General features: G+C 42.2%; 1 protein-coding gene. It reads left to right on the top strand.

Features of this window, described 5'->3' with window-relative positions; genetic code table 11:
• Window positions 1–43: 43 nt before the first annotated feature.
• Window positions 44–398: CPBP family intramembrane glutamic endopeptidase (locus tag JHD69_RS20585; RefSeq protein WP_233166145.1), on the top strand; the 355-nt coding region annotated here is incomplete at its 3' end.

Here is a 398-nt window from a genome sequence, read left to right as displayed (position 1 = left end):
GTATAAGAGACAGATACGCAAGCACATCGATCCCATTTTTATCATGGTTACCTTTTTGGTATGTCTGTGGTCGGCATTTGTGCAAGAATTTGTTTTTAGGGGCTATCCGTTCCAAACATTGCTAAGAAACTATAGGCCATGGGTTGCACAATTGCTAATTGCAGTGCCCTTTGGGCTGATGCACATAAGTGCTGGCATGCAAACAAAAGAAGTTGTTATGGTCATGCTTTCTACCGGAATGGGCTCTATTTTGTTTGGCTTGGCATTTCTAAAATCAAGGAACCTGATGTTTCCTATTGGCATTCATCTGGGCTGGAACTATGCACAAGAGCTTATTCCTCGAACAGCCGGAGCCAGAAACAGTGCATTGGTAATTATCCAAGAAAGCAATACTGATT

The sequence above is a fragment of the Pedobacter sp. ASV12 genome, from assembly GCF_016429155.1.
GTDB lineage: Bacteria > Bacteroidota > Bacteroidia > Sphingobacteriales > Sphingobacteriaceae > Pedobacter.
Note: the sequence above shows the minus strand (reverse complement) of the source record. Positions and strands in the feature narration are given on the sequence as shown.